This is a genomic window from Flavobacterium sp. NRK F10, assembly GCF_024054235.1.
Classification (GTDB): domain Bacteria; phylum Bacteroidota; class Bacteroidia; order Flavobacteriales; family Flavobacteriaceae; genus Flavobacterium; species Flavobacterium sediminis.
The window spans coordinates 498,654-521,949 of record NZ_JAMXLC010000001.1; the positions used below are offsets into that span (position 1 = coordinate 498,654).

Consider the following 23,296-nt stretch of genomic DNA (forward strand, 5'->3'; position numbering starts at 1 on the left):
CAGAAATATAGAAAATAGATGTAACACATTTAAGTCTGATTCGTCTCATGATAAAACCCGTCGAAACAATGAAATACTACAGCCTCTTCTTTTTTCTGTTATCCCTGTTTTCTTTTAGCCAAACTGAGAATCAGGTTTTCTCTCAAGATACTATTCTGATCGTTAATGCTAAACCGGAAAAAGGATTTCAACATTCTTATATTCTTTTTATACCCAAAGAAACCCCAAAAGGGAAATTGACCTATTTATTGGTGGAGCCTAACAACACCGGAAGAACGTCAGACTCTATAAGTGTTCATCAAGAAAGCGCCTTACACTTAGCTTCGGTCAGCTCCGTGGGAAATAATATTGCCGCAATGTTGAAAATTCCGCTTTTGGTTCCGGTGTTCCCGAGACCGGATTCTGAGCCCTTAGTATACACACACGCACTCGACAGAGATGTTATATTAGAAAAATCAAAAGCACTCAAACGACTCGACCTGCAATTAATTGCGATGCTAAACGATGCTCATGAAACCTTAAAAAAACTTAATATTCCCACTCATGATAAAGTTTTTATGAATGGATTTTCAGCTTCGGGATCCTTTACCAACCGCTTTTTATTCCTGCATCCCGAAATCATAAAAGCAGCTGCAATGGGCGGCTTTAACGGAGAATTAATGCTTCCGTTGAAACAATACCATAACCGGATGTTTAACTATCCTTTAGGAATCGGCGACTTTAAAAAGCTGTTTCATAAACCGTTTGACAGTGCTTCTTATAAAAAGATACCGCAATACATCTACATGGGACAACTGGACACTAACGATGCGGTTCAGTTTGACGATGCCTATAACGATAGTGAGCGGAAGCTCATTAACCATGAGCTTGGAGACAACGTACAGGAACGCTGGAAAGTATGCCAGTCCATTTATACGCAAGAAGATGTCAATGCCAGATTCACTACCTATGAAGAGGTAGGACACTGGACCACTTCCGCCGTAAATATGGATGTTATTAAGTTCTTTTTTCGTCAATTACAGGAGTAAAACATTTATTTTTTAAAGGTCGTACTTAATTTATACTGCTTTTTTATTGGTTTTATAAAAGTTATATCTTTGATACTATTATTCCAGTAGTTTCTAAAAGAGACGTTGGATCAATCATAATATCACCTTAAAACATCAACATGAAAGGACCTGATAAAAACACCATTTTCCCGCTTGAACATTACGACAGGCTTTGCTTTCTGAAAAATAGCATTAAGAATCCGAATATTATCGTTGGTGATTACACCTATTACGATGATTTTGAAAATGTTGAGAATTTTGAAAAAAATGTGAAATACCATTTTGATTTCATTGGTGACCGCTTAGTAATCGGAAAATTTTGTATGATCGCTTCTGATGTAAAATTCATCATGAACGGAGCCAATCATTTAACACAGGCATTGACCACCTATCCGTTTGCTATTTTCGGGAACGGTTGGGAAAAAGCAATGGACGGAAAAACCTATCCGCAAAAAGGGGATATTGTTATCGGAAATGACGTCTGGATCGGATACAATGCTACGATCATGGCAGGAGTTACAATCGGAGACGGAGCGATCATTGCCACAAATGCAACGGTCGTTAAGGATGTTGAACCCTATGCGATCGTAGGCGGAAATCCGGCGCAGGAAATCAAAAAACGATTTTCCGAAGAAAAAATAGCCCGACTATTGGAACTCAAATGGTGGGATTGGGATATCGAAAAGATCACAAAAAATGTACAGCACTTAACAGGCGATGACATCAATACACTATTACCATGAAAATAATTACCATTCCTGATGAACTCAATTCGGACACATCACAAAGCGTTCAGGTTTACGATTATTCCAGTTCGCAGGAAGCAGCAAGAAAACAAATTGTCTTAAACCAAAATATACTTAGCTTTCTGACCGAAGGAACTAAAGATGTGGTATTTGACAACTCTGCTTTATCCATTGATAATTCCAAATTTCTCTTAATGAAATCCGGACATTGTTTAATGACCGAAAAACTTTCCGAAGTCAAAAACTACAGAAGCGTTCTCTTATTTTTCTCAAATGAAACCGTATTACAATTTCTTCGAAAAAATAAAGTAACCCCAGGTGAACCAACGGAATTCCGTTCCGTTCATGCCTTTGCATACGATGACTTTATCCGACGTTTTGTCAACAGCCTGCTGGATATTGCCAAACTTCCAAAAACAGTCCGGGAAAAGTTACTTGCCGTTAAATTTGAAGAGATCATGCTCTATCTTACCGAAATATACGGCAGTGAATTCCTGTATTCATTAACTGCAAACAGCAGCGATACCAGTCAAAGATTCATTCGCACGATCGAAAGCAACCAATTGAGCAAATTATCTTTAAAAGAATTAGCCTTCCTGTGCGGAATGAGCGTTTCTACATTTAAAAGAGAATTTGAAAAACATTATTCCGAATCGCCTAGTAAATGGTTTCAGAACAAAAGGTTGGAACATGCCCATTTCTTACTCAATCAAAGGCAAAAAAATTCCTCCGAGATCTATTTTGAAGTAGGCTATGAAAATTTGTCGAGCTTCATTCAGGCCTATAAATCAAAATACGGAATAACACCCAAACAGCAAGTCAAAAATTGAGCTTTTAGCAACAGTTTTTGAACCATTTTCTAAATTCATCCGACAGCATTTGCCCTAATTTTGCTTAAAACATTAAATCCTGACAAAATGAAAAAAGCAAATTTAATCTGGGTATTGTCCTTGTTGTTCTCGACAACCCTTTTCGGACAAAATACATTTACCTTATCCAGTAACGATCTGGGCGGAGAAGCTACTAAAACACAAGAATTTAACGGATTCGGCTGTTCGGGTAACAATCAATCACCTCAATTATCCTGGAAAAATGCACCGCAAGGAACCAAAAGTTTTGCCGTAACAATGTACGACCCCGATGCACCTACAGGAAGCGGATTTTGGCATTGGGTAGTATTTGATATTCCTGCCAATGCAAACGAATTGGTTCCGAATGCAGGAAATGCGACCTTGAATCTAACCCCGAAAGGCGCTATCCAAAGTGTAACCGATTACGGAATTAAAGGATTCGGAGGACCATGTCCACCGGAAGGACACGGATTGCATCAGTACATTATAACGGTTTATGCCTTAAAAACCGATAAATTAGGTCTTGATGAAAATGCTAATCCGGCGATCGTTGGCTTTTACCTTTGGAACAATACATTGGCTAAAGCCAGTATTGTAACTTATTACCAACGATAATATCTTAAAAAAAACTTAAAGAGGCTGTTTCAAAAATGCTTTTGTTGTCAATCTGAACGCGTTTCAGGTTTTACAACAAATTACATATCATGTTTAAATTTTGGCATAAATTGAAAATGACAACTATTTTACTTTTGAAACAGTCTCTTTTTTTATGCTCTGATCGATTTTCTATCTACTGAAGAAGCATCTTCTGAAACGCCATATTTCCAATATGCATAAACCTGCCAGTCTTTGCGTTCAAGAATCTCTTGTTCTCTTAAATGCGATTGCATTTGGTTCGCAAAACCGTGTTCGCAAGCCGCAAAAACAAAATCTTTAGCCGCTAAATTCAATTGGCTCAACTTGGTAAACAATGAAGACTGTTGTCCGGGTTTGCTGTTCAGTAACCAATTCACTTTTATCCCTTTGGGAGCTTCCAAATCCAAAATATCACTTTCGTCAAAAACCTCTAAAAACGCTTCTCCTTTAGCTTCAACAGGTAATTTTTCCAGCATGACACTCACTACAGGAACGGCTGTGTGATCTCCAAATAAAAAATAACGATTGGCTTCCTCCGGAAACAACGCTTTGTTTTTCACTTTCATCATCACGCCTAGCTTATCGCCTACTTCGGCTTGAATCGCCCACGATGACGCCGGGCCTTCATCGCCATGCGCCACAAAATCCACCACCATTTCGCCTTGTTCCCAATCTAATGCACGCAACGTATAGGTACGAATGTAGAAATTTTCTTTTACGGATTCTCTTTGTTGTAAACTAGCCGAATTCAATACCACATCTTTCGATTTAGGAATTGCAATTTTATTGTTATCACCCACTTTTGCATCTTTAAAATTAGCAATTTCGTCTCCGGTTAACACAATTCGGATATAATGAGGTGTTACATATTTTTTCTCTTTTAACGTTAAAACTCCCGACATAATTGCAGGCATTTCTCTTCTAATCATAGCTTTATCATTTATATTACTACCACAAAAGTAGCGCAAATCAATAATTCATTTTCGGTATTTTTTTATCATTTATCGGTATTTTTAATTACTTTTAAAACATGAAAGAAAAAGATTTTGAGGCTATTCGTATTGTACTACAAAATTGTCCTTTAGGACAGTTGAAAACCTTTTCCAACAAGAAGTTCAACCTTATTTTTGTACGCAGCGGAAGTGGTATTTTTACCAAATATCAAACGCCCAATTCGTTTTCAAATGGCGATTTGTTTTTTGTACCGCCTTTTGAAGATTTTTCGATGGAAACACTCGAAGATACTACGTATTATCATTTAATGATTACCGATTTATTTCGGTTGGAATTGCGCGAATTGGTTTTGAGTTCCAAAGGAAAAGGCGTAGGTTTAGCCAAAGCACGTTCGCCTTTGAACCGGAAAATTACCTTTGATGCCAAAGACGAAATCTTAATCACCCGATTGTTTGAATATTTGACGCTTTTGTATGACGAACCCAATAAAAATGAGAACTTGTTTTATTATCCGGTACTCAATTTGGTTTCCATTATTGAGCGCAACACGCCTAACCCACACACGCAAAAAAACACCCGATTAAAGAAAAACATTAATAGTATTGTGACGCATATTCACAAGAACATCAGGCATCCCGAAATGCTCAAAGTGGACTACATGGCGCATAAATTTAACCTCAGTACCAACCAATTGACGCGTTTTTTTAAAAAGGAAATGAATACCGCGTTAAAAAAATATACGAATCAATGCCGTATGCAGTTGATCCTGGAAAAAGTACAACGAGAAGACATTACGTTCTCGGAAATTGCGCACGAGTTTGGCTTTACCGACGAAAGCTATTTTACCAAAGTGTTTAAAAAGCATTACAACCAAAGCCCTACGGAGTATAGAAAAGCATTTTTGGAGAGGAATGGGAAATAGACTTAAAAATATACCGCAAAAAGACCACAACCATACAATATGATCATAAAAATATTGTGAAACGTAAAGGTGTTTTGATGAAGATGTGAATTTATTTTTATATTTAATTTTTGTTGCTAAAACGAAAAAAACTAGCAAAGCCTTCTCCAATCTTTCCAATATGGCATAATAATAGTCCGAAATCTTTGCATATAAACAAGTTAGCGGAAATTTTAAACCAGTTATATGTAAAATTTTTGGTTTCTATTTTCAAGTTTCAATTCTTCTGGATACACAAGTTCATAACCAGTTCTTTCCATTCCATCTTTTGTAAAAAGACAAACTTGAACTGGCGGCATAGGATCAAAAAATGCTTTAAATTTTTGTTTATTCGGATTCTCACTTTCTTCAGGAAATTCAAAACTCATTCTAACGAATCCCATATTTTTAATTGCCGACTGGGAAAGTGAATCAATTCCAAGAATTCTTATGCCTTCATAAGGAAAGTCTGGATATTCATTCTTAACAAATTCAATAACTTGAGCAACGGATGTTTGCTCTTTCAAGAGCTTTTTATTTTCCATTTTCTCTAACCAATATAAAAATAAGTCTTGACCCACTCCTGTGTGCAAATCCCAACATTTAGTTAAATCATTACAAATACTTTTAAATATAACATATCCTTTTCTTTGGTAACGATTTCCCCACCAATGAGCTAATTTGATATGATGATACCAATAATAGTAACCTTCACCTAACCAAGTGTTATCCCAAGAACAATCATAAGGTCCGTCCTTTTCATTTTGTTCGTAGTTTCCTCGATTTTCTAAGGTTTGATATAACAAATATGAAGTTTCAAACATTAGAAAATTTTTATTCTATTATAGTTATGTTTTCCTTTAGTGGTGTACTTAATGAAATTAGATTCATTGTAGGTAGAATCATTGGCTTTAAGTTAGCTTGAATTGTCAAACTTGAAATAAATGCACGTAAATATGGAAAGACAATAGCAATACTATTTGCGTAAAAATATGTAGGTATATTTTCAAGGTCAATTACATCTTCTGAGAACTGAAAATTTGCAGTCATTTTACAATTAACGAAATTTTTTTCAGGAGAATCAGCCTTATTGAATGCAAAAAAATTAAAAGTTAAGCTAAACATTCTTTCACCTTTATTGAACACACCTTCTGGGTCTATTTTCAATGCAATATCATCTCCAATAATATTACTAGAATTAAAACCAAATTCAATAATCTTATATTCTTTAAATTTAAAGCTAGCTTGTTCCATTTATTTATTTAATTTATATGGCTAAGGTACAAAAAAAAAGTCCGAAACTAATTTCGGACTCTTCTTTTAATATATTATTTGTATCTAATAAATCTGGTTTCGAATAGACAAATGTGTTTTCGTAACACACATCCCAAACATCTAATAATTCAGAAATTGTAACTGAATTTTCTTGTTTAGAATATTTGTCATATTTATTCCATTTCTCTTTTAAGACATCTTCTGATAAAGAATCAAAAAATTGGTCTATGGTTTTCTTATCCATTGTCTTAATTTATTACTTCATTAAAACTAACAATAAATTTGCCAAACTGCAAAATTATTTCATTAGTTTTTTGTTAAAAATAACACTCTTGTATTTTTCAGTTTGCAAAATAACGACTAAATATTGTAATATCAAAGAAAAACTTCCGCTAACATCGGTTTTGCAAAAGAGTGGGTTAAGTGCAAACTTTAAAGACAGTAATTCTATCATCGCATAAGCTATATTTATTTACTTTTTTATATTGGCATATAGAAAATGGCTTATGCTACGGTAGTGCTAAATTGAACTTTTGTTCTTACTTTTCCGCTTCTTCACAAAGCCTTTTTCGTTAAAATAGATATTTATGGCTTCTCGCCATTTTTAGAGTTCAAAAAAAAATCCCAAGCTTCGCTTGGGATTTTTACTATCTACTAATTCCTAATTACTTAGCTGGTATATTCGCTAAAATTTCCAACACAAATTTCCAATATTTTTGTGCTGAGGAAATGCTTGCTCTTTCTTCAGGGCTGTGTGCGCCTTTAATCGTCGGTCCGAAAGAGATCATATCCATTCCCGGGTAGTTTTGTCCTAAAATACCACATTCTAATCCGGCATGGCACGCCACAACACTAGGTTGCGTTCCGTTTTGTTTCTCGTAAAGAGAAGTCAGTATGTCTAAAATTTCCGATTTTGGGTTAGGAGTCCAACCCGGATAACTTCCCGAAAACGTTACTTCGCAACCCATCAATTCAAACGCCGAACGCAAGGCATTGGCTAGATCAAACTTCGAACTTTCCACAGAAGAACGTGTTAAACATTCGATTTTTAAATTTCCACCACCTACCGTTACTTTCGCAATGTTGTTTGACGTTTCTACCAAACCTTCGAAATCAGCACTCATGCGATACACGCCGTTATGCGCTGTATATAACGAACGAACCAGATAGAACTGCGCCATAGAAGGCAACACTTTTTTCGGTGTTTCTTCTAATTTTTCAATGATCACCTGTAAATTCGGCTCTGTAGTTTTGAACTCCGCTTTGATCTCGTTTACGATTTCCTGCATGTCAAATTCAAACGCTTCGTCATACATTTCAGCGATCACCACTTCCGCCACACTTTCACGCGGAATGGCATTGCGCAAACTTCCGCCATAAATAGTTGCTATTTGTAATCCGAAATCTTCGTAACCGTTATACAACAAACGGTTCATGATTTTATTGGCATTGCCTAAACCTTCATGGATTTGCATCCCCGAATGTCCGCCGTTTAACCCTTTTACCGTAATTCTGTAACCTACTGAATCTTCCGGTGCATCTTCTTCATCATATTCGGCAACAGCCGTAACGTCTACCCCACCGGCACATCCGATGTCAATTTCATCATCTTCTTCGGTATCTAAATTCAACAGGATCTGTCCTTCTAACAAACCGCCTTTTAAACCCATCGCTCCGGTCATTCCGGTTTCTTCATCAATAGTGAACAAGGCTTCAATAGCAGGATGCGGAATATCTGTACTTTCCAGGATTGCCATAATGGTAGCAACACCCAGACCGTTATCAGCACCTAAAGTTGTTCCTTTGGCACGTACCCAGTCCCCGTCCACATACATTTCGATCCCTTGGTTGTCAAAATCAAAAACCGTATCGTTATTTTTTTGATGCACCATATCTAAATGTGACTGCATCACTATCGTTTTACGGTTTTCCATTCCGGCCGTTGCCGGCTTTTTGATGATTACATTGCCCACCTCATCTTTTAAGGTCTCTAAACCTAATTTCTGACCGAAATCCATCATAAAAGCGATTACTCGCTCTTCTTTTTTCGACGGACGCGGTACGGCATTCAGATCGGCAAATTTATTCCAAAGCGCTTTAGGCTCTAAATTTCTAACTTCTTGACTCATTCTATTTAGTTTGTTGTTTTAACGCTGCAAAGTTACAAAGTATATTTCCTTAGATACTAAAATTCTGTTTATATTTACTGAAAAAAAGCCTTGAACCGAAAACTTATTCTTCCTGTTTTCCTCATTTTCCAAATCGTTCTGGTTAAAACACTGGGACTCTTTCCTCATTTTATTGAAAATGGATACAGTAAAGGCTTATATCCTAAAATTGCTTGGTTCAGCAGAAAATTGTTAGGGAGCATTCCGTTCTCGGTCGGAGATATTATTTACATTCTTTTGATTGTTGGTTTACTTCGTTGGATATGGTGTAATCGAAAAGGATTTTTTAAGAATTGGAAAAACAACGGATTGACCCTTTTGAGTTGGATTTCTATTTTCTATTTTTGTTTTCATCTGTTTTGGGGCATGAATTATTACCGGATCCCGATCGCCCAAAAACTTGCGCTTGAAAAAGAATATAGTGGTGAAGATTTAGCCGCCTTTACGGAAAAAATGGTAGCTCAGACCAATGCCTTACAGCTCCGGCTTGCCGGAAATGAGACTATCGCTGTTGTGGTTCCTTATTCAGAAGACGAACTGTTTAATTTGGCCCAACAAGGCTACGACCAATTACCTCCTGATCTTAGTGATTTTCACTATGAGAATAAAAGTATAAAAGCTTCGCTTTTACGTTTGCCCTTAAGCTACATGGGATTTGGCGGTTATCTGAATCCGTTTACCAATGAAGCTCAGGTCAATACCCTGAAACCTAAATTCTCCACGCCGCTTACCGTTTGTCACGAAATGGCTCACCAGACCGGTATTGGCAGTGAAAGTGAATGCAACTTCATTGGCTTTATTGCTGCCAGTCGAAATAAAGATCTATATTTTCAATATTCAGCTTACAGTTTTATTACTCGCTATTGCCTACATCATTTAGAACGAATGAAAAAAGGGGAAGGGAAAAAGTATTTTGACCGACTCAACAAAGGGGTTATTAAAAATTTTCAGGAACATGAAATGTTCTGGAAACATTACCATACTCCTATTGATTCCTTTTTTGAATTCTTCTATGATAACTTTTTAAAAGCTAACCAACAACAAGATGGTATAGCCAGTTACAGCAAGTTTGTAGGATTAATGATCCATTATGATCGCATAGCAAAGTAATTTTATGAAAAAAAATTTAACTGTCATTGTTTTTTTAACGGCTTTTTTCTCGTATGCTCAGGAGTATAGTTACAGAGAATTTGGATTAAATGAAGGATTACCGAGTTTACAGGTATACGATATTCATCAGGATAGAAACGGTATTCTCTGGTTTGCCACTGACAGAGGAATTGCCAATTATAACGGCTACGAAATTAAATCATTCGGTATTCAGGACGGCGTGCTGAATAATGTTGTTCTGGATTTTCATCCGCAAGCTGACGGTACGGTTTATTGTTCTACTCTGGATTGTAACTTATTTTACTTCCATGAAGATTTTCAGGGTTTCTTCCCCTATCCTTTTAACAGTCTCTTAGCCAAAAACTTAAACACACTTCAATACGTTAAAAGTATATACACTTCCGAAGACGGTTCGTTGCATTTGGGATGTGAAGGAATCCTCGGAGCGTTAGTTATTTCCAAAAACGGGAAAATACTTCAGAGACCTGATAAAATAACAGACTCATCTGAAACGGAGAACACCTATACAGTCTTGGAAAAAAAAGACAACGGTGCTTTCTTTTTCTATAAGACCCAAACTATTTCCCCTAAGAAGAACAGTGTTCATTTTAAAAACAAAGCTACACTTACCAAAGTGGATGTCATCCAGCTACCCGGTTCAAAATATTATGTGTACAAAAGCCCGTTTATGGTATCTGTATTTGATGAAAACATCAAACTGATCCGGGAGATTAAAACTGAATTTGAGCCTATCTCCATTAAAGCTATAGACGAAAACCGTTTCTTTATCGGCTATCATTTCGGAGGTGCTAAAATAGTTGATCTGAAAAATAACACTACGGAATCTTTTCTGGAAAACAAATCGGTTACTAATTTCTTAATCGATCATGAGGGCGGTTATTGGTTTACAACATTACACTCAGGTATATGGTATACCAAAGAACCTAAAATTAAAATACTTAAAGGAGAGTTAAGCAATTTCCCGGTTAATTCGCTGACAAAAGATGATAACGGAAAAATATTTGCCGGCACTTTAAGCGGAAAAATATTTGGGATTGGCCCGAATACTCAATGCCAAATGATCTATAACACAACACATACCCGAAAGGCTTTTGTTGAGTTTGATAAAAAAACAAAGAATAGTTATTTCTTTTCAAACCAAGATCTGTTTATCAATAAAGACTTTTCAGCACCGATTGAATTTCCGATTTATACAACTAAAATATCAGAGCCTCAGGAACAGAGAATCATCTTTTCGCTGATTAATGGTTTCTCAGTTTACGAAAAGAATTCTTTTAAGACCATCCGGGAATTTCCTTTCAGGATTCACGATGCCTGTTTCTTTAAAAACGATATCTTTTTAGGAACCCCTGAAGGTGTTTATGTTGTGGATGAGAAGAATACTGTTTCCGATCTAAAAGAATCCAATACGTTATTTTCTTTCCGAGTAGACGACATTGATTACAACGAAGCCAGAAACGAATTGTATTTTGCTACCTTGGGGCAAGGCATTGTTGTTTACAATAAGAACAATGAAAAGGTATTTTCTATCGCTAAAAAAGACGGTCTTTTAAGTGATGTCATCAACGAAATATACATCGAAAATAAAGATACGATATGGGTCTGTACGAATTCAGGGCTAAACCGTGTTATTCTGGATGAAGAAGGTCATTTTTCTATTACCGGACTTAAAAGTTCCAACGGACTGCTGAATGACGGTATAAATGATGTCGAAATTACAAATGATACCCTTTGGATTGCTTCTAAAAAAGGACTTGTTTATACTCAAAAGCAAATTTTTGACCAACAAAATCAAGCAATCCCTCATTTTCTAAAGATTGATTATATAAAAGTTAATGATGCAAAGGCAAGTCCGGAACAACTGACACAGCTCTCGTATAAAGAAAGTCGATTAGAGATCGCTTTTTCTGACGTTTCTTTCAAAAAAGGAAATGAAATAATCTATCACTATTTTCTGGAAGGCTTAGATAAAAAATGGTATCGTACTACTAACCGAAAGGTTATTTTTCCTTTACTACCTCCCGGCCATTATACCTTTAAAGTCGCCGTGACCGACCCTAACGGCTCAGACTCAAAAAAATATCTTGAAATCCCGATTTATATCAGTCCGCCTTTTTGGAAAAACAGTTGGTTCATCATAAGCCTTATTTTTGCGATAGGCATCATTATCTATTTATTCTTTAAAACTAATGTGCTGTCTTACAATAAAGATATCATAAGAGAATTGATCCGACTCATCATTAAGAAAATAAAGAACAAAGAAAGTTACTATGTCTTCAAAGAATCCGGAAAAGAGATACGAATAAAGACAAATACGATTCTGTATGTTCAATCGGCAGGAAACTATATTGACCTTGTAACAGAAAAGAAGATCTATACGATACGATGTAAAATTGGCGATTTTATTGCTACTACACCTGATCCGTTAGAATATATCAGAATACATCGGTCTTATATTGTCCGCATTGATAAAATTGAAACCAAATCTAAAACGGAGATCACTATCAGAGGTGAAAAATTACCTGTCAGTAACAGCTTCTCTTCTGAACTTGAAAAAGTATTTTTTTAGATTCGTCACTATATATTATGATTTCGTCACAGAACCTATCCACTTTATCACAACTTTAAGCTACAATCGTCACAAATAGAAAAAAGAAAGAAAATAATACATTTTAAAATATAAATTTGAGAGATAAATTTTAAAACTCAACTTTATGAAAACAAACCTGAGAATCACCGGATTTATTTTAATTTTTCTATCGTTTTTAGTTTTTTATTCCTGTTTTCCTGATGATAATGTAACAGAAAAGCAGACTAATAGCCAAACAGCAAAAACTACACAAAGCTTTAACGGAGTCATCTGTGACGGAAAAAAAATACTAAAGTTTGGCTCCTTAGCTGATCTCCAACAAGAACATCTGGCTTTGTACCAACAATATGAAGCTAATAATCAGGATGAACAAGTGTTAGTTGATTATGAAAATCTCAATAATTTTTATTCCTTAAGAAAAAAAGACCAGGATATGGATGACGGTATTATCCCGAATGATCCGAATTTTGATGAAACTAACTTTACTCTTGATCCTATTTTAGAGACGTTGTTAAATGAAGATGGCATGATTATAATTGACGACAGACTTTATATTTGGGATTCCGGTTGTATCATTCAATCCATACCATTTTCCTGCTCTAATTATTTAGTTCTTTTAGATTTTTACCATGCTTCACTGTCTAATTCTCCTGACCAGATGCACGATCTTTTTGTTCATTATGGCATCCAAAACATCAATATTTGTGATGATCCTAACTTTGACTTTGAAGAAATCTCTGAAAATGGCGGAAAAGTGAATGGTGAAGAGCCTCGCTATAAAAACAAAAACGGATGTGGATATGATGTAGTGGTAAACAGCAAACTAACATCCTGTGATAACGGTTTCAATACTTATGAAATTTCATTTGAAAGCATTGTTCCCTTAGGTTCTACCGCTCCGTTAAACGTTTTCTACGTTAGTAGTCCGTTTGGCGATTTAAGTCAAGTAGAAGCAGCTACTGCTTTAGCCGGACCTTATGGTGCAATTCCGCTTACAAATCAAGATCAGACTTACGGTTATATTATGCCATTTACGGATACATTCTATTTGCGAATTCCAAATAACCTTTCCGATACATTTGTGGTTACATTTAGTTCAGCAGTCAATCTATTCACAGGAAACTCCTGTTTAGCCTTGGACCAAACGACTATTGACAATGCATGTCCTTTCTCAATTTCTGCAATTAAAAATGCCGTAAACTCGTCTCAATCTATATGGACTTTTTCAATCACGTCCGGAAGCGGATGTACCTTTTCAGCAGACAAAGTAACATGGAATTTCGGAGACGGAACAAGCATCACGGGAGGCCTAACAGAAACTCACACATATTCATCGCCTTGTAGTATGGAATATTTTACAGTAACAGCAACTATCCAAGGAACAGCATGCGGTGTTTCTAACCCGGTCTTTATTAAAAGTAATATTCCGGTGGGGAACCCTTGCATGAGAGAAAACTACAAATTCCCTACTTATAAAGATAATGTGAATGGCAAAAAGGTCAAGCTTACCGCAAAATTAAAAAGGAATGTTTTTGGAAAATCTGTATTTAAAAATGTGTTTAAATGGCGGGTTACAGGTTCAAAAACGATTCAAAGTGCAGGTAACATCTATAATCCGAGTGCAACTAACGGAGGTTGTATGCAAGTAAATATCTCGTCTGTAGTTCCTTCAAAAACAACGACAGGCAAGAAAAGGAATGTTCAAAAAGAAAAATTCCCGGCACTTTACCATATAGATGCTACAGATCCTTACGAAATTCATTTCTCTCATTCAAACGGATTTAACCACGTACTTACAGCAAGTGGTCTTTATTGTAGTCAATAAATACTATATTTATCATGAATTAAAAACCTCGATACTTTATCGGGGTTTTTTATTTATATCCGATTTAAAAAGATTGGTTCCTAAACTCGATCACCTAAAAAAGACAAGTAAAAAGTGTATTTACTACCTAATTACAGAAAAGATATCCATAAAGAAACCTATCTTCATCACAATTTACCGGAAACTAGGATTAACCTTATAGTAGAAAAGAAAACCTATAGGATTCGGTTAAAACAGATGGTTCTACTACACAATCAATTAATAAAAAATACAAGGATTTATTGACTTATATATAATCCGAATTGATAAAGTTGAAATCACTACTAAAAACAGGGATGATCATTTGTAATAAAAATCACCTATTAACAATAACTTCTCTTCAAAAACTGAAAAAGCACACTGTTAAATTCGTCACTATTTCTGATAATTTCATCACAAGACAACTACAATTCATCACAACTTTAAGTCGCAATCGTCACAAAAGTTTAAATAAAAGATTTTTCTTATAATACTATTTTTAATTTAGTCATTAAACCTTAAAATTTAAAAAATCATGAGAAAAATTTATTTTTCGTTGTATGTAATGTTCCTATTATCTACAATCAGTTTAAAGGCACAATGGATTGTTACCCCTTCAAGTCCTATTTCGAGTTATTCACAACCTGTTTGGTATACAGGTGTTGACTTAAATGATAAATATACGGTTATGGTTTATGGTAATCAAAATCCAAGTACTTCTCCGGGAGGGACAGGTGTTTTCATGAAAATATTTGACAGTTCAAACACTCCTATCACATCAGACATTAGCGTTTTTAACATGGGGATTACACCTGCCAAAGTAAGAATCTCTAACAATAATGACATCTATGTATTAGGAGAGCAGACTGTCAGTTCGACAACTCAATTATGGCTTAAAAAATTCAATGCCAGTGGCGCACTATTAACATATAAAGTTATTTCAACAACTTACATAGAATTCTTTGATCTTGAAACAACCGACAACGGAGATGTTATTGTCTCTATTTTTACACCTGCCAGCCAAAATACTCCTACAGATCTCAAGCTATTAGGATTTGACAGCAACCTTAATTCAAAAGGTACACTAAATGTCGCTTCAGGTATAACTAATTATAATTTACCAACCGCAAACTTGAGATCTCACTTTATAGATTACAACAACGGTAGTTTTATTGTAGGATATTCAAGTGGATATGATTCTTCTCTAACTGCTACTATAAAAAAATATACTTATAATACCTCTTCAATTACTTCCTCTGCTTTAACCAATACATATAATTTCAACGGAGGCTTTAGAAGAACAGTTTATAGACATAATTCACATCAGGTTTCATTAAGAAGCAACGGAGATGTTTTTTATGTAAATGCTATGTCTGGTGTATACAGAATTTCAGGAGGAACAACTACACAGATTTACAATCAGGCAACTTCTAAAATAGCTGTGGACAAATCTGATAATATTTTAATCACTTGGGTAGACAGCACAAGTGCAAAAGCCAGATTATATTCGAGTTCCAATACCTTTATCCATTATTACCAAGAAGACGGATACATCAACGGACAATGGGATGCTGCTATTTACAATTGTAAGTTTGTAATTATAGGTGATAAAAGTAATTTAGGAACTGATTATCATACCAACAGAAATCCTCATTATCAGTTCTTCAATTGTTCTAGTTGTACTGCCGGCGGTCCGGCTGTTGCCAATGCAAGTTTCAGATACCCTAATCAGGTAGTACAAGTTTCTTCTCTATACGGTCCTTTAGATGTAACGGAATTATGTTTAGTTGACGACTTACTTGTCGATGGTTCTGCAAGTTGCAATGAGGATGGGTATTTTGTAGAATTATCTGAATTTAATCCTATGGCATGGTCTGAAATAGTTTTATACTCTGATTGGGTTTATCCTTTAACACAGGCTCCTAATAATATAAACATTGTAAGCTTTTTACCTAATGGATATCATTTAAGACCCGGAAAAATCTATAAGTTCAAATTAGCTGTCGGTTCTCCATGGGATTCCGTAGATATCTTTTTCAAAGTAAACTGTTGTGAAAGAGATATCATTCTTGATCCGCTGCCCGAAGATCCTATAAAATTTAAAATGACTGAAGACACCTCTTCTCCTCTCGATAGCGGTGAAAAAGTTACTATTTTCCCTAATCCGACTCAAGAAAAAATAACAATAGATTTGGAACAACTTCTAAAAGAGGAAAATCAGATAACTGTAAAGATCTATACGAACTTAGGAAAAGAGATTTACAATACATCTACAAAAGATAAAAAAATTACTATAAATAGTAATAAATGGAGCAAAGGATATTACATCTGTAAAATATTCACGAGTAAAGAAATTATAACCAAAAAAATCATCAAGGAATAATTTATACACTATTAAAAACAAAAAGAATCCTGAAATTCAGGATTCTTTTTTTATATCTCATCACTCACAAAGCTTATCGGCTCTTTTTCTTTATACGGGCGAATGATCAAACGAGCTTCCCGATCAAAACGAATGTAATTATATACCCAATTTAAAAAGACAACTGCCTTGTTCTTAAACCCGATTAAAGAAAATAAATGCACAAACATCCATACAAACCAGGCAAAAACGCCACTGAATTTAAACTTAGGCAAATCTACAACTGCTTTATTACGCCCTATCGTAGCCATCGAACCCTTATCACGATAGGTAAAAGGTTGCATTTCTTTTTGATTGATTAAGCGAATAATATTAGCTGCCAGATGCTGTCCCTGTTGAATTGCCGGCTGTGCCATCATAGGATGTCCGTGAGGATACGCTTCTGTTTCCATTGTTGCAATATCGCCTATTGCAAAAATGGTATCATATCCTTCTACCTGATTAAACTGGTTCACCTTTAAACGTTCGGAACGTGCTTCTGTTGAAGATTGCTTAAATCCTCTTAGCAAAGCTCCTTTTACTCCGGCTGTCCAGATCACAGTCGCCGTTTGAAAGCTCAGATCAGAATTGGTGGTCACCACTTTTCCGTCATAATCCGTTACCCGAATATTTTTCCATACCTCAACGCCTAAATCGATCAGGAATTTTTCTGCTTTTTCAGAAGCATTCTCACTCATGGTATTCAAGATACGGTTACCGCTTTGTATAAGATTAATTTGCATTTTTCGAATATCCAGATCCGGATAGTCTTTAGGTAAAATAGCTTTTTTCATCTCTGCCAAAGCTCCGGCAAGCTCTACACCTGTAGGTCCGCCACCGACTAAAACAAAATTCATCAGACTTTGGCGCTCCTCTATGTCATTGGTCAGTAAAGCCTGTTCAAAATTCTCAAGGATCAAACTACGGATATTCAATGACTGAGGAATAGTTTTCATAGCCATGCAATTGCGTTCCATTTCCTTATTTCCGAAAAAATTAGTTTTTGAACCGGTGGCGATTACCAGATAATCATATTTCAGTTCACCTATATCTGCTATCACTTTTTGATTAGTAGTATCGATCTCTTTTACATCGGCTAAACGAAAATAAAAATCTTCAAATTCCTGAACCACTTTACGAATCGGGTACGCTATGGAATCAGGCTCCAGCCCTCCTGTTGCTACTTGGTACATTAAAGGCTGAAAATTATGGTAATTGTGCTTGTCTAACAGAACGACTTGAAGTTTTTTGTTTTTCAGTTTTTTGGCTAACGAAATTCCGGCAAACCCTCCGCCAATAATTACAACACGCGGAAAACTACATTGAGGTATGTTCATTTTACTAAGAAAATTTTGAAGCTCAAAGATACTGCTTTTCAATAGCAATTTCAACGGCAATGACAAATACAATAAAACTTTTGAATTATAACTCATTCTTCTTTTGACTTTTGAAATTGAGCTTGTCATTGATTTTTTATAAACTTGTAACAAAAAACAAGAAGCTGCTACTTATTATTTGATATGAAATCATCCGAAGAAAAAGAGTTTGTTTCACAACTGGAAGAAAATCAGAATATAATCCACAAGATCTGTCGGTTATATACCACTGATGAGGATGCTCATAAAGATCTATTTCAGGAAATTACCATCCAGCTTTGGAAAGCATACCCAAACTTCAGAGGAGATTCAAAATTCACTACCTGGGCCTACAGGGTAGGATTGAATACAGCCATAACACTCTATCGGAAAAAGAAAAAAACAATAGATACCATTGAGTTTGACGGAAGCTATCACAAAGTAAAACAAGAAGACTATAACTTTGAAGAAGAAGAACAATTGAAATTATTATATGGTGCCATAAGCGAATTAAACGATATAGAAAAGGCTTTGGTATTTTTATATTTAGAAGATAAGGATTATACGGAAATATCGGAAACTTTGGGTATCAGCGAAGTGAATGCAAGAGTAAAGATGAATCGTGTAAAAGGAAAATTAAAAAAAATTTTAAATCCGTAGCCTCATGGATGAACTAGAGATTTTAAAGAGAGACTGGAAAAATAAAGAGCATTCTTTTAAACGTATTAGTGAAAAAGAAATATATGCTATGCTACACAAAAGATCCTCTTCTATTGTGAAATGGATTCTTGTAATTAGTATTGCAGAGGTATTATTTTGGACTACGATCAGCATTTTAACTGCAGACGATGATTATTTTAAAACACTGAAAACTTACCACTTAAACACTATTTTACCCATTATTTCGGCTGTAAATTATGCTGTTTTAATTGGTTTCATTTACTTGTTCTATAAGAACTACAAAACTATTAATGCTATTGATACGGTAAAACAATTGATGATCTCTATTTTAAAAACCCGAAAAACCGTTCAGTATTACGTTTGGTACAATCTGGCAATGGTATTCTTTTCATTTATATTAGTGTTCTCATTTCAATTCATGTATGATCCTAAGATAAATGAGTTATTGGATAGCTTTTCGCAAAATGGTGGCAACAGCAACACTTTTTACTTTTTCATCTTTGCCATTTATTTTGTTGTCGCTATTGTTTTCGTCGGATTAATATGGCTATTCTACCGCTTACTTTACGGTATTCTGCTAAAACGTCTGTACAATAACTATAAAGAATTAAAAAAAATAGATCTTTAAGCTTTAATAGCTCCACTGACGTTGCTTGTCCAGTTTTGCTTGCTCTTCCAGTACTTCAGCCGGAATAACTTTTAAGAAAGAAGGATGCTGCTCAATTGCATATTCTATTTTTTCAACCACGTCCTCAACAGAATCGTGTTCGTAATCTATTTGAAGTGGTTCTTTGATCACGAAAGATTGTAATATTCCTTTTTTCTTGATGCGAAGTCCTTTTCTGTCAAATGAACGTCTGAAACCATCGATCACAATCGGAACAACAATAGGTTTGTGTTGCAGGATGATATGCGCTGTTCCTTTTCGAACCGGTTTAAAAGAACGTGTTGTTCCCTGAGGGAAAGTTATAACCCAACCGTCTTCTAAAGCTAATTTGATATTTTCCGTATCATTCGGATTTACATCTCGTTTCACATCCTGACCTTTAGCTCGCCAGGTTCGTTCCACAGTAATTGCTCCCGCATAGGCCATAATACGAGGTAAAAGTCCCTGCTTCATGGTTTCCTTAGCAGCTACATAATACAAGTTCAGTTTAGGATTCCACAAATACCCTACATTTTTAATAGAATCTTCACGCCCTTTTAAAGCTGCGTTAAAAACATGGAACATAGCCACCACATCAGCAAAGTACGTCTGATGATTCGATATAAACAATACATTCTTATCCGGTAAGCTCCTTAAAATATCAGAACCTTCGATCTTTAATTCGTTAAACCCTCTATAGCGTTTGTGTGTTATAATTCCGGCAAAACGAATCAACCATTTTTTCAAAAATAATATGTGTCCAAAAGGATTTCTTTTAAACAACCCCATACTCTCATTTTTTTACAAGGCTACAAATGTAATAAAATTGAAATACAATTTACCTTTGATACTTGTTTTACACTTTTAAGTTGCCAAATTTACCTTTAAAATTAAACCAAATTATTGACTTTTATCATAAAAATTAATTAAATTACCCTTAAATTTGTTAGACAAATTGAGTATATGCACGAATTGTCTATTGTTACTTCAGTGGTACAATCTACTGAAGAAGAGGTCAAAAAAATAAACGGGACTTCAGTCAGGGAAATTCATCTGGAAATAGGAAAATTATCCGGTGTTGAAATGAGTTCGTTCCTATACGTTTGGCCACAATGTATTAAAAATACAAGTCTGGAACACGCTGAATTGATCATTAATGAACCCGAAGGAAAAGCAACTTGTGCCGAATGCGGAACTCCTTTTGACATCAAAGCTTTTTTCGATAGTTGTCCCAATTGCAATAGCCCGTTCAAAAACATTACTCAGGGAAAAGAAATGAAAATAAAAAAACTAATCATTCAATAATTCAAGATATTATGTGTACTACTTGCGGATGTAGCTCAGATGAAAACGGTGTAAAATATACCAAATTAGAAGTGCATGAACATACTCATGACGGACATCATCATCACGATCACGGACATCACCACCATCACGACCATGAGCATTCACATGATCGCGGCCATTCACATGATCATGGACACCACCATCATGCGCATACACACGAAATCAGCATTGTTGATTTAGAGAAAGATATTCTACAGAAAAACCAATTAACAGCTGAGCGTAACAGAGGTTATTTTGAAGCCTTGAATATTTTTGCTATTAACCTAGTAAGTTCTCCCGGTTCCGGAAAAACGTCTCTTTTAGAAAAAACAATTTCCGATTTAAAAGACGAAGTTGAGTTTTCTGTAATTGAAGGCGATCAACAAACCAATAACGATGCTGAGCGCATTCACGTACTGAACGTTCCGGTGGTGCAAATTAATACCGGAAAAGGATGTCACTTAGACAGCGATATGATCGCGAAAGCGACTAAAACTTTGGCTCCGAAATCGAATTCCGTTTTAATGATCGAGAATGTAGGAAACCTGGTTTGTCCGGCTATGTTTGATTTAGGAGAAGCCAAACGCGTAGTCATCATTTCAACTACTGAAGGCGAAGATAAACCCTTGAAATATCCGGACATGTTCTACGGATCTCATATTTGCATCATCAACAAAATTGACTTGTTGCCGTATCTAAAATTTGATTTGGAAAAACTAAAAGAGAATGCTAAAAAAGTAAATCCGCATTTAGAATTCTTTGAAGTTTCAGCAACAAGTGGTGAAGGTTTAGACCAATGGTATGATTTTTTAAAACAATCGTTAAAACAATAAGCGTATGTGTTTAGCAGTTCCCGGAAAATTAGAACGTATTGTTACCGAACTAGACCCTACATTTCGCATTGGCGAAGTGTCTTTTGAAGGTGTTAAAAAGGAAGTCAATTTAGCTTTGGTTCCCGAAGCCAAATTGGGCGATTATGTTTTGGTTCACGTAGGTGCGGCCATAGGAATTATTGATGAAGACGAAGCCCACAAAACCATGCAGGTTTTAAAAGACATGGGCGAAGACATTGAAGAACTGAAGTAAAAAATGAAGCAATCAGCTAACGAAATCATACACTTACACCACGGAAGCGGTGGCGAACACATGACCAAGCTTTTAAATGAAGTCATTATCAAAACGCTTCACAACGATATTTTAGACGTAAAACACGACGGTGCTTTTCTTAATTTACAAGGAAAATTAGCCTTTTCTACCGATAGTTATGTGATTTCTCCCATTTTTTTCAAAGGTGGAAATATTGGCGAATTAGCCGTGAACGGAACCGTGAACGATTTGTCTATGTGTGGTGCAAAACCCAAATATTTATCCTTATCTTTTATTATTGAAGAAGGGTTCTCCTTAGCTGAATTTACCACTATTGTTGAGTCCATCAGAAAAGCAGCCGATAAAGCTGAAGTTCAAATTGTGACCGGCGATACTAAAGTGGTAGAACGTGGAAAAGGCGATAAAATCTATATCAATACTTCCGGGATTGGTGTGGTTTATGACAAGGCAGAAATCAGTAGTTTGCAAATAAAACCCGGAAATGCCGTTTTGATCAACAGTGCTATCGCTTCTCACGGTATGGCGATCATGTCAGAACGGGAAGGTTTGCAATTTGAAAGCGATATTGTAAGCGACACAACCAACCTCAACTTTACCGTTCAGCAATTGATTGAAAGATTTGGTAATAAAGTTCATTTTTTACGCGATGCTACTCGCGGTGGATTGGCTTCTGTACTCAATGAAATTGCCACTGATTGTCATTTGGGCATCTCAATTTTTGACGAAAAAATCAACGTGGAGACTCAGGTTAAAAACGCTTGTGAACTTCTCGGTTTAGACCCTTTATACGTGGCTAATGAAGGTGCTTTCGTTTGTATCGTAGATCAAAGTATTGCTCAGGAAGCTTTGGCGTTGCTACAAACTGAAAATCCGTTGGCTTCCAATATCGGTACAATTACCGAAGAACATCCGAATAAAGTGATCTTACATAGTGCCTTTGGCGGAAAAAGAGTTGTAAATCCGTTAATTGGCGAACAATTACCGCGTATTTGTTAAGGATTAAGATTTTCAAAAATTACTTTAGTGCCATAAAAAACACAAAGTAGCGATGATAAAATGGTTAAAGCCACTTGTAATCTTTCTGATTTCATAACTGTTTTGGAATAAGGAACGCTAAACAATCCGGCGGCGGCTAACATTCCTATAATAGAACCTAATCCGAAAATAACAATATAAAGCAGACCTTCTAAGGTACTTTTCATTTGTGACATCACAACCACTACTAAAGCACCACTTCCGGCTAATCCGTGAATTAAGCCGACTCCAAATGCCGCTTTGTGTTTATGATCGTTCGAATCGTCTTCTTGCTTAAGAAACATTTTCATTAAACGAAATATTCCTAAAACAATCAACATACCTCCCACTCCGGCTTCAAAATAACTGAAGATTTTTTCGTCAATGCTGTATTTTAGCCCAATCATCAGTAAACCCACACAAAAGATAGTCGCAGTATGCCCTATTCCCCAATAAATTCCGTCTTTAACGGCAGTAGTTACTTTATTTCTATTGGTCACCAAGCTATTTACCGCAATTAAATGATCGGCTTCAAAAGCATGTTCCAGACCAGAATATATGATTAAGAATACTTTTAGCATGA

At 35.7% G+C, this 23,296-nt stretch carries 23 protein-coding genes; 15 read left to right on the forward strand and 8 right to left on the reverse strand.

What is annotated here, in order from left to right; translation table 11 throughout:
• The first annotated feature begins 68 nt into the window (after positions 1 to 68).
• From NHF50_RS02270 to NHF50_RS02285, 4 genes are all read left to right on the forward strand, one after another.
• Entirely contained in the window at positions 69 to 1,028 is a 960-nt protein-coding gene (locus NHF50_RS02270) for a hypothetical protein (protein ID WP_252774922.1), read from the forward strand.
• A 140-nt stretch (positions 1,029 to 1,168) separates the two neighbouring features.
• Positions 1,169 to 1,792, forward strand: a complete 624-nt coding sequence (locus NHF50_RS02275; protein ID WP_252774923.1) for a CatB-related O-acetyltransferase — start codon at positions 1,169 to 1,171, stop codon at positions 1,790 to 1,792.
• Positions 1,789 to 2,625 (forward strand): AraC family transcriptional regulator, encoded by an 837-nt coding sequence (locus tag NHF50_RS02280; protein ID WP_252774924.1) that lies wholly within the window; start codon positions 1,789 to 1,791, stop codon positions 2,623 to 2,625. The genes NHF50_RS02275 and NHF50_RS02280 overlap by 4 nt, the downstream gene beginning before the upstream one ends.
• An 87-nt stretch (positions 2,626 to 2,712) precedes the next feature.
• Positions 2,713 to 3,261, forward strand: a complete 549-nt coding sequence (locus NHF50_RS02285; RefSeq protein ID WP_252774925.1) for a YbhB/YbcL family Raf kinase inhibitor-like protein — start codon at positions 2,713 to 2,715, stop codon at positions 3,259 to 3,261.
• A 152-nt stretch (positions 3,262 to 3,413) separates the two neighbouring features.
• Here the strand turns inward: NHF50_RS02285 and NHF50_RS02290 are convergent, their stop codons facing one another.
• Complete coding sequence (locus NHF50_RS02290; RefSeq protein ID WP_252774926.1) at positions 3,414 to 4,211, reverse strand: siderophore-interacting protein; 798 nt, start codon at positions 4,209 to 4,211, stop codon at positions 3,414 to 3,416.
• A gap of 101 nt (positions 4,212 to 4,312) precedes the next feature.
• On the opposite strand from NHF50_RS02290, the gene NHF50_RS02295 reads away from it, so the two are divergent.
• Complete coding sequence (locus NHF50_RS02295) at positions 4,313 to 5,158, forward strand: AraC family transcriptional regulator (RefSeq protein WP_252774927.1); 846 nt, start codon at positions 4,313 to 4,315, stop codon at positions 5,156 to 5,158.
• Between the two features lie 221 nt (positions 5,159 to 5,379).
• Here the strand turns inward: NHF50_RS02295 and NHF50_RS02300 are convergent, their stop codons facing one another.
• The 4 genes from NHF50_RS02300 to NHF50_RS02315 all read right to left on the reverse strand — a co-directional run bounded on the left by NHF50_RS02300 (position 5,380) and on the right by NHF50_RS02315 (position 8,580).
• Complete coding sequence (locus NHF50_RS02300; protein ID WP_252774928.1) at positions 5,380 to 6,000, reverse strand: hypothetical protein; 621 nt, start codon at positions 5,998 to 6,000, stop codon at positions 5,380 to 5,382.
• Between the two features lie 10 nt (positions 6,001 to 6,010).
• Positions 6,011 to 6,430, reverse strand: coding sequence for a protein-export chaperone SecB (locus NHF50_RS02305; RefSeq protein ID WP_252774929.1), 420 nt, complete (start codon positions 6,428 to 6,430; stop codon positions 6,011 to 6,013).
• A 13-nt stretch (positions 6,431 to 6,443) separates the two neighbouring features.
• The gene (locus NHF50_RS02310) at positions 6,444 to 6,695 is read right to left on the reverse strand and encodes a hypothetical protein (protein WP_032132372.1); all 252 of its coding nucleotides are present in this window, start codon (positions 6,693 to 6,695) and stop codon (positions 6,444 to 6,446) included.
• 421 nt (positions 6,696 to 7,116) lie between these two features.
• Positions 7,117 to 8,580, reverse strand: a complete 1,464-nt coding sequence (locus tag NHF50_RS02315; protein WP_252774930.1) for an aminoacyl-histidine dipeptidase — start codon at positions 8,578 to 8,580, stop codon at positions 7,117 to 7,119.
• Positions 8,581 to 8,670: 90 nt separating this feature from the next.
• Between NHF50_RS02315 and NHF50_RS02320 the strand changes: the two genes are divergently transcribed.
• The 4 genes from NHF50_RS02320 to NHF50_RS02335 all read left to right on the forward strand — a co-directional run bounded on the left by NHF50_RS02320 (position 8,671) and on the right by NHF50_RS02335 (position 16,566).
• Positions 8,671 to 9,729: a DUF3810 domain-containing protein gene (locus NHF50_RS02320; RefSeq protein ID WP_252774931.1), complete on the forward strand. Its 1,059-nt coding sequence runs from the start codon at positions 8,671 to 8,673 to the stop codon at positions 9,727 to 9,729.
• Positions 9,730 to 9,733: 4 nt separating this feature from the next.
• Positions 9,734 to 12,319, forward strand: a complete 2,586-nt coding sequence (locus NHF50_RS02325; RefSeq protein ID WP_252774932.1) for a LytTR family transcriptional regulator DNA-binding domain-containing protein — start codon at positions 9,734 to 9,736, stop codon at positions 12,317 to 12,319.
• A 145-nt stretch (positions 12,320 to 12,464) separates the two neighbouring features.
• On the forward strand, positions 12,465 to 14,165 hold the full coding sequence (locus NHF50_RS02330; RefSeq protein ID WP_252774933.1) for a hypothetical protein: 1,701 nt from the start codon (positions 12,465 to 12,467) through the stop codon (positions 14,163 to 14,165).
• Between the two features lie 553 nt (positions 14,166 to 14,718).
• Complete coding sequence (locus tag NHF50_RS02335) at positions 14,719 to 16,566, forward strand: T9SS type A sorting domain-containing protein (RefSeq protein WP_252774934.1); 1,848 nt, start codon at positions 14,719 to 14,721, stop codon at positions 16,564 to 16,566.
• A gap of 50 nt (positions 16,567 to 16,616) precedes the next feature.
• On the opposite strand, the gene NHF50_RS02340 is transcribed toward NHF50_RS02335, so the two are convergent.
• Complete coding sequence (locus tag NHF50_RS02340) at positions 16,617 to 17,921, reverse strand: NAD(P)/FAD-dependent oxidoreductase (RefSeq protein WP_252774935.1); 1,305 nt, start codon at positions 17,919 to 17,921, stop codon at positions 16,617 to 16,619.
• Positions 17,922 to 18,104: 183 nt separating this feature from the next.
• Here NHF50_RS02340 and NHF50_RS02345 point away from each other — a divergent pair, with 183 nt between their 5' ends.
• Both NHF50_RS02345 and NHF50_RS02350 read left to right on the forward strand, forming a co-directional pair.
• Positions 18,105 to 18,599 (forward strand): RNA polymerase sigma factor, encoded by a 495-nt coding sequence (locus tag NHF50_RS02345; RefSeq protein ID WP_109568166.1) that lies wholly within the window; start codon positions 18,105 to 18,107, stop codon positions 18,597 to 18,599.
• A 4-nt stretch (positions 18,600 to 18,603) separates the two neighbouring features.
• The gene (locus NHF50_RS02350) at positions 18,604 to 19,248 is read left to right on the forward strand and encodes a hypothetical protein (RefSeq protein WP_252774936.1); all 645 of its coding nucleotides are present in this window, start codon (positions 18,604 to 18,606) and stop codon (positions 19,246 to 19,248) included.
• A gap of 3 nt (positions 19,249 to 19,251) precedes the next feature.
• Here the strand turns inward: NHF50_RS02350 and NHF50_RS02355 are convergent, their stop codons facing one another.
• Complete coding sequence (locus tag NHF50_RS02355) at positions 19,252 to 20,055, reverse strand: 1-acyl-sn-glycerol-3-phosphate acyltransferase (protein ID WP_109568168.1); 804 nt, start codon at positions 20,053 to 20,055, stop codon at positions 19,252 to 19,254.
• Between the two features lie 174 nt (positions 20,056 to 20,229).
• On the opposite strand from NHF50_RS02355, the gene NHF50_RS02360 reads away from it, so the two are divergent.
• The 4 genes from NHF50_RS02360 to hypE are packed head-to-tail and all read left to right on the forward strand — an operon-like array spanning position 20,230 to position 22,695.
• A complete protein-coding gene (locus NHF50_RS02360) occupies positions 20,230 to 20,571 on the forward strand; it encodes a hydrogenase maturation nickel metallochaperone HypA (RefSeq protein ID WP_109568169.1) in 342 nt (113 codons plus the stop codon).
• Positions 20,572 to 20,582: 11 nt separating this feature from the next.
• Positions 20,583 to 21,425: a hydrogenase nickel incorporation protein HypB gene (hypB, locus tag NHF50_RS02365; protein WP_252774937.1), complete on the forward strand. Its 843-nt coding sequence runs from the start codon at positions 20,583 to 20,585 to the stop codon at positions 21,423 to 21,425.
• A 4-nt stretch (positions 21,426 to 21,429) separates the two neighbouring features.
• A complete protein-coding gene (locus NHF50_RS02370; protein WP_109568171.1) occupies positions 21,430 to 21,678 on the forward strand; it encodes a HypC/HybG/HupF family hydrogenase formation chaperone in 249 nt (82 codons plus the stop codon).
• A gap of 3 nt (positions 21,679 to 21,681) precedes the next feature.
• Positions 21,682 to 22,695 carry a hydrogenase expression/formation protein HypE gene (hypE, locus tag NHF50_RS02375; RefSeq protein ID WP_252774938.1) on the forward strand — a complete coding sequence of 338 codons (1,014 nt, stop codon included), beginning with the start codon at positions 21,682 to 21,684 and terminating at the stop codon, positions 22,693 to 22,695.
• Here hypE and NHF50_RS02380 read toward each other — a convergent pair.
• The gene (locus NHF50_RS02380) at positions 22,692 to 23,294 is read right to left on the reverse strand and encodes an urease accessory protein (protein WP_109568173.1); all 603 of its coding nucleotides are present in this window, start codon (positions 23,292 to 23,294) and stop codon (positions 22,692 to 22,694) included. The two genes, hypE and NHF50_RS02380, sit on opposite strands and share 4 nt — an antisense overlap.
• Positions 23,295 to 23,296 lie beyond the last annotated feature (2 nt).